The following is a 6122-nucleotide window of genomic DNA, read 5'->3' as shown; positions in this document are numbered from 1 at the left end:
GCCAAAAATCTCAACTGAACCGTCTCATTTTTTCCTCATCTCATTTTCTTCTCTCTTTTTTGCGAACCCTGCTCTAGCCCTCACCCCCTGCTCTCTGAACGAAAGGGATAATCGTGCAAAGGCTGCAGGCAGGGATACCAAGACACCAAGACACCAAGACGTCAAGACGCCAAGACGCCAAGACACCAACCCTTTAGATAGCCCCCTCACCTGGCGTCGATTTGTGACACTGCTCGAGGGCGGCCACGGTGCAGAAGGTAGATGCGCTGACCTCGCTCGGCGGATCGTGACGCCCTCTTCATCGTTGGCGCTTCCATAATTCCATGTTTGAGCGGAATCGCAGCAAATCGGCCGAGTAGCTTGCCCGATTTAGAGATCATGCCTACGGCACGTTTTACAAGGGATCTCCTATGCTCTTGATCAACGAAGTAGCCTGAAAAATTCCTTTTTTAAAATAAGGCACTAGTCCAAACCGTAAGTTCAGGAAGACCATACACTAGACTAGATTGAAGTGAAGGGAAAAAATAGCTTAACCAGAAATTTAGTTTGCTTTCATAATGGAGAATCTTATTTTAAAAATTAAAGAATGGAGTGAAGAAAGATGGGATTGGGTGTAGGCGCAGGACTTGGATTCGGCGGTGGATTTAGTTGCGCGGGATTTGGCGGTGGACTTTGGACTAGTACAGGAGTCATTCTGGTACTGTTTATTCTCTTAGTAATTATTAGTGTTGCCTGGATTTAAGTAACGGGTCCCCCCCCTTCCTTTATCTGCTGGTTAGAACTTGAACTTGCCTCAAATGAACTGACCCCTGTATCCTACCGGTGTCAGTTCATTTTTTATTGATCCCTAATGACTTTCAGGCCCTCCTTGACCGGCCCTTTATGTTGACGGCGGGCGGCTCATTAGTTGGCCCGTTCGTCTGGGGTTTCTCCCCATAACTCTGCATAAGGGCGGCGACCTTTTCTTTATTCGGCATTGCCCCCGTTTCCGCCCCTTGTCCATAATTGGCGCCGATATTCAGTCTTCCGGCCAGCTCTTTGATGCCCACGGCCCCGATATTGTTGTTGGTCACCACCCGGTCGATCAACACCTTCTCGATGTCCAGCTTTTCGATGTGGATGGGGGGCTGTTTTTGCTTCTGCTCCTCCGCCTCCGCCAGTTTATCCATGGTGTGACGAAGCTTTTGGAGCTCGATCATGATGCTGTTGTGGATATCATGGATTTTAACTTGGGTATCACGGATTTTTAATATTTCCAGTTCTAATTCGAGTTTCCTCAGCCGATCATCCACTTCGTTTACTCGATCATTTACTTGATCATTTACTTGATCATTTACTTGATCATTTACTTGATTATGTACATGATCATTTGCGCCAAACCACTTTCTCCAAAATTGCCCTGCCATTTGTGCGATCACCTTTTTCTTATCCGGTTATGTATGTAGCCAGATTCAGTTGCATACTTTTTTAGTAAATCTAGCGATGAAAGAGGGATTGCCATGAAGAAAGCACGGCAGATCAATTTGGGCTTAATCAAAGTCAATTCCATCGATTATATTTCCCAGCTCTCCATAGGCGGCGTCAATCAAAAGCAGACTTTCCTAAACGCCATGAAGATCAGTCAGTTGATTCGCCAACAAGCGGACCGATCGGTGGCCTTCCATTCCGTCATGAATATCGATGACCGGGATCTGTTCGATAGTCCGACCCGCATGTCAGACGAAAACTAATCAATGATGACCTTCCTCCCTTGTACAGGTTTAATCGGAAACCGGATGAGCAGCAGTCCCTTATCCATGAAGGAAGTAACCTCCTTCGTGTCGACGCGGCCGGGCAAGCCGATGACTCGCTGAAAAGCGCCGTTATGCCTTTCCGATTTGATGAAGGAGTAACTGGTATATTCCGCGCTTGGTTCCCCCTGTATCCGCAATTGCCTGCCCTCGATAAACACCTCGATTTGATCTTTGTCATATCCGGGCACATCAACGACAATCAGCAGCTCATGCTCGCTTTTAAGAACATCGATCGGAGGGTATTCCGTTTGGGGAGAATCGGGCTGCTGCTCTATACCGGAAAAGTTTTCGTTTAAATTTGAAGCATAGGCTTCGGAGGAAGTTTTAAAGGGCTTTATTTGTTCGCGAAAGACATCATCCCAAAATTCCTTGCCATGAAACTGCTGCGCGATTTCGAACCATTTTTTGAGCCTATCCATGTCCATTGATGCTCCCCCCTTTACTAAAATACATATTCAGAAAATATCCTCATATACATGTCGAAAAGGAGGGATCGGGAATGTACGGGAGGCCTTCCATCATTACCAACAATATCTACATCCTTAAAATTAACTCCATTGAAAACACGTCTGCCGTGAATATAGGCGAGAATTATTTGATCGATTGGAACAATTCGTCCAAACATACACATGGCTTCGGCAATAATTACGGTGACGACAGCGGTTTCTTCGGCTTGCGATCGGCTATCGACGATCGGGATCTGATCGATGCCCCGGCCTTCTTCAATAAGGGTAAGGAATTAAATTGCTGCAGCTAAGGAGGTAATGGCATGAATAGAAATTTTAGCCCGATGTTTGTGAATGTATTCGCTTTTAAGGTGAACACGCTAGATAGAGCATCGTCCCTTAGCCTTGGATCCACTCTGATGGAGGATGTGCTCGTATCAACGAAGCGAAGCCAAGGCGTGGAGTCTATGGGCGACTTATCCCCGTTTTATCTGACCTTTACGAACATTATGGACGCCGATCTGCTCGATTCCAATACGTCGAAGTCAAGCGTTGTGTAGAACAGAACACTCCGTACCATTCTTACGGCGCGCGGCAGCGGGAACCTTCAAAATTACATCTCGCTGCCCCTCCAATGCCATACCAAGGCGTATCGCTCTTTCCGCCAAGTCCATCCCCCCCCCTCCTTCATTTAAGCGCCTTCCCCTCGTTTAAATAGCGGATAGCCCAAAGCATAACTCTCAGACCCAAGGGCATGCTATCTCTAAAAAATTTGGAGGCATGCTGTCCCGATGAATATGCAAACGCTGGCGCCCCATGAATCCATGGACCTTCACGAGATGCTTAATTTCAAGACGCTCTGTCTGGCCAAATCCAAACTGATGCAAGGCCTCGTGTTTGACCAGGAGCTCAAAGACTTGATGCAAAAAGACGTTGTTCAATCGATTCAGGCGATTCAAGATCTGCAGGCCGTCTATGCGAGAGCTCCTTTCCGGGCGCCTGTCCCCGAAAGCCGTCCCGAGCCGATCTTACATTAAAGGGGAACAAGCGATGAACAATGATTATTTAGATCCGATTAACGCGTTAAATATGCCGGAAATGGCGGACATGACCTTGGCCATGGACTTTCTGATACGGGCGAAAGAAGGGGTAAGAAATGCAGCGATCGCACTGACGGAAACGGCGTCTCCGGAAGCCCGGGCGCTGCTCCGCAATCAGCTCCGGCAAGGAATCGCGCTGCACCAGGAAATCTCCGAACTGATGATGCGAAAAAAATGGTTCTACCCTTACGAGCTGCAAGAACAATATCAGCTGGACCAGCTTTCGGCCAAAAACACGGTCATGATCGGGCAAATGAATTTATTTCCTGCGGATACCCGGCGCAAGGGCATGTTCGATCGGACGCCGGACGAACACTTGGGAGGACATCAAGCATGAAAGCCGTCACCTATCAAGGAATCAAAAACGTTGCCGTCAAAGAGGTGCCTGACCCCAAAATCGAAAAGCCCGACGATATGATCATCAAAATGACCAGTTCCGCCATCTGCGGCTCCGATCTCCACCTGATTCACGGGATGATCCCCAATCTTCAGGAGAACTACGTCATTGGACATGAACCTATGGGGATTGTGGAAGAAGTTGGCCCGGCGGTGACGAAGCTGAAGAAAGGCGACCGGGTGATCATCCCCTTCACGATCGCCTGCGGAGAGTGCTTCTATTGCAAAAACCACCTGGAAAGCCAATGCGATAATGCCAATGAGCACGGGGACATGGGGGCTTATTTCGGCTACTCCGGAAATACGGGCGGCTACCCCGGCGGACAAGCCGAATATTTGCGCGTTCCTTTCGCGAATTTTACCCATTTCAAAATCCCGGAAAGCTGCGAAGAACCGGATGAAAAGCTATGTTTGATCGCCGATGCAATGACAACGGCGTTCTGGAGTGTAGATAATACTGGCGTCAAAGACGGAGATGTCGTGATCGTGTTTGGCTGCGGTCCGATTGGACTGCTGGCGCAGAAATTCGCCTGGCTGAAAGGGGCCCGGCGAGTCATTGCCGTCGACTACGTAGATTACCGTTTGCAACACGCCAAGCGCACGAACAACGTGGAAATCGTCAATTTCGAGCAGCAAGAAAACACCGGAAGCTATCTCAAAGAACTGACCAAGGGCGGCGCGGACGTCGTGATCGATGCGGTCGGCATGGATGGGAAAATGAGCGATCTGGAGTTTTTGGCCAGCGGGATGAAGCTGCAAGGCGGAACGATGAGCGCTTTGGTTATGGCCACCCAGGCGGTCCGCAAAGGCGGAACGATTCAGATCACCGGGGTGTACGGCGGACGATATAATGGCTTTCCGCTGGGCGACATTATGCAACGCAACATCAATCTTCGCTCGGGACAAGCCCCGGTCATTCATTACATGCCGTATATGTACGAGCTGATCACTACGGGCAAAGTCGATCCCGGCGATATCGTCACGCACGTCATTCCACTCAGCGAAGCAAAACACGGATATGAAGTGTTCGATACAAAAACAGACAACTGTATCAAAGTCATCCTGAAGCCTTAAGTTAAGTACGATTGCGGGAGGAAACACACAATGAGTCCGACAACATACGGCCTGCACGAAACCTTGGAGGTTCATGAACTGGCCGCGTTCAAAATGCTCTGCATGACCAAAGCCAAAACGATGCAAATTCTCGTTTCTGATCCGGAACTGAAGCAAATTTTGCAGCAGGATGTTCAGGTATCCACACGGCAGCTTCAAGAGCTCGGTGAAATTCTCTCTAAATCAGGATTAGGAAAGGAGATAAACCAATGATCCCTATCCTGGAACGGATGATGGGTATGGACGCGTTGACCGATGAAATCATCGCCATGGATTTTCTCCTGAACGCCAAAAGCGGGGTCAGAAACTATGCCATGGCCGTGACGGAATGCGCCACTCCGGAGGTCAAAGCTATTTTGACCAAACAGTTGGAGGAAGCCGTTAATACACATGAGATGATCATCGACTACATGATGAGACGGGGATTCTACAAACCATACGCGATGGACGAGCAAATCGGGCGGAACCTGCAAAACATTCAAACCGCTCTGAACATCCCGTCCTGACCTTTTGCAAGTGTGCCCGAAAACAAGGAAAAGTCCCTCCTGTTGATGAACAGATGAGGGACTACCTGAGTGAAATGCTTTTGTATTCCTTTAAATCGGCAGCAGCTTCACAGTTTCTTTGACTTTCAGGCTTTCAATCATATCGTACCAGGACTGCGGCTTGTTTGGGAGGACGGTATAGTAACGCTGCAAAAACTTCACGATCAGATCGGTTTGCAGCGTCTCCTCGTTCTCGCCCATCGGCAGGAAGCAAAGATCAAGCCCGGTGACCGCTTCCCCGTCGTTGTTCCAGGACGGATGGACATAAGGGAAATCAAGACGCTTATATCCAAGATGCGACAAAACCTCGCGGCGCACATAAGGGTCCATCGGTTTTACGCCACCGAATTCATGGTCCTCCACCCGATACGGATCGTAAATTTCCGCAAACATGCCGTGCAGCTTTTTCCCGTTTACTTCGGCCAAGGCATGCAGATCCTTTAATCTTTTATCCGCCAAAAACCGTCCGATCCCCAACCCCGCTTGTCCGATAATCGTAAAATCCGTCATTGCGACGTTGAAATCTTCATAATACCGGTACTCCGTGGCGCCGACCACTTGACCTTCATGCACCGCGACAAACACGCGGATGCCCGGGTCTTCCAGCGGCTCTTTCCAAAGATCGAATTCCAGCACTTCTTCCGGCGGAAATATGTTTTGCATCAGCTGATGCATTTGCTTAAATAAAGGGTCCTGAATGTTCGTGATTCGCGTATATTCCATGAGTTT

The 6122-nt window shown here is 48.9% G+C and carries 12 protein-coding genes; 9 read left to right on the top strand and 3 right to left on the bottom strand.

Annotated elements, in window-relative coordinates; genetic code table 11:
• The first annotated feature begins 601 nt into the window (after positions 1-601).
• The gene (locus ACLD72_RS28770) at positions 602-742 is read left to right on the top strand and encodes a sporulation protein YjcZ (protein WP_411002430.1); all 141 of its coding nucleotides are present in this window, start codon (positions 602-604) and stop codon (positions 740-742) included.
• Positions 743-857: 115 nt separating this feature from the next.
• Here the strand turns inward: ACLD72_RS28770 and ACLD72_RS28765 are convergent, their stop codons facing one another.
• Positions 858-1406 (bottom strand): hypothetical protein, encoded by a 549-nt coding sequence (locus ACLD72_RS28765; protein WP_411002429.1) that lies wholly within the window; start codon positions 1404-1406, stop codon positions 858-860.
• A 93-nt stretch (positions 1407-1499) separates the two neighbouring features.
• Here ACLD72_RS28765 and ACLD72_RS28760 point away from each other — a divergent pair, with 93 nt between their 5' ends.
• Positions 1500-1730 (top strand): hypothetical protein, encoded by a 231-nt coding sequence (locus ACLD72_RS28760; protein ID WP_411002428.1) that lies wholly within the window; start codon positions 1500-1502, stop codon positions 1728-1730.
• Here the strand turns inward: ACLD72_RS28760 and ACLD72_RS28755 are convergent.
• A complete protein-coding gene (locus ACLD72_RS28755; RefSeq protein ID WP_411002427.1) occupies positions 1727-2218 on the bottom strand; it encodes an Hsp20/alpha crystallin family protein in 492 nt (163 codons plus the stop codon). The genes ACLD72_RS28760 and ACLD72_RS28755 overlap by 4 nt on opposite strands.
• A gap of 74 nt (positions 2219-2292) precedes the next feature.
• Between ACLD72_RS28755 and ACLD72_RS28750 the strand changes: the two genes are divergently transcribed.
• From ACLD72_RS28750 to ACLD72_RS28720, 7 genes are all read left to right on the top strand, one after another.
• Positions 2293-2550, top strand: coding sequence for a hypothetical protein (locus ACLD72_RS28750; RefSeq protein ID WP_411002426.1), 258 nt, complete (start codon positions 2293-2295; stop codon positions 2548-2550).
• A 12-nt stretch (positions 2551-2562) separates the two neighbouring features.
• Complete coding sequence (locus ACLD72_RS28745; RefSeq protein ID WP_124332321.1) at positions 2563-2799, top strand: hypothetical protein; 237 nt, start codon at positions 2563-2565, stop codon at positions 2797-2799.
• Between the two features lie 231 nt (positions 2800-3030).
• Entirely contained in the window at positions 3031-3276 is a 246-nt protein-coding gene (locus ACLD72_RS28740; RefSeq protein ID WP_411002425.1) for a spore gernimation protein GerQ, read from the top strand.
• A 13-nt stretch (positions 3277-3289) separates the two neighbouring features.
• Positions 3290-3676: a spore coat protein gene (locus tag ACLD72_RS28735; protein WP_411002424.1), complete on the top strand. Its 387-nt coding sequence runs from the start codon at positions 3290-3292 to the stop codon at positions 3674-3676.
• On the top strand, positions 3673-4809 hold the full coding sequence (locus ACLD72_RS28730) for a zinc-dependent alcohol dehydrogenase (protein WP_411002440.1): 1137 nt from the start codon (positions 3673-3675) through the stop codon (positions 4807-4809). The genes ACLD72_RS28735 and ACLD72_RS28730 overlap by 4 nt, the downstream gene beginning before the upstream one ends.
• Before the next feature lie 30 nt (positions 4810-4839).
• Entirely contained in the window at positions 4840-5061 is a 222-nt protein-coding gene (locus tag ACLD72_RS28725; protein WP_411002423.1) for a hypothetical protein, read from the top strand.
• Positions 5058-5354 (top strand): spore coat protein, encoded by a 297-nt coding sequence (locus ACLD72_RS28720; protein ID WP_411002422.1) that lies wholly within the window; start codon positions 5058-5060, stop codon positions 5352-5354. The genes ACLD72_RS28725 and ACLD72_RS28720 overlap by 4 nt, the downstream gene beginning before the upstream one ends.
• A gap of 90 nt (positions 5355-5444) precedes the next feature.
• Here ACLD72_RS28720 and ACLD72_RS28715 read toward each other — a convergent pair whose 3' ends face one another.
• Positions 5445-6116 carry a GNAT family N-acetyltransferase gene (locus tag ACLD72_RS28715; RefSeq protein ID WP_411002421.1) on the bottom strand — a complete coding sequence of 224 codons (672 nt, stop codon included), beginning with the start codon at positions 6114-6116 and terminating at the stop codon, positions 5445-5447.
• Positions 6117-6122: the final 6 nt, after the last annotated feature.

This window comes from Paenibacillus lacisediminis, from assembly GCF_046567315.2.
Note: the sequence above shows the minus strand (reverse complement) of the source record. Positions and strands in the feature narration are given on the sequence as shown.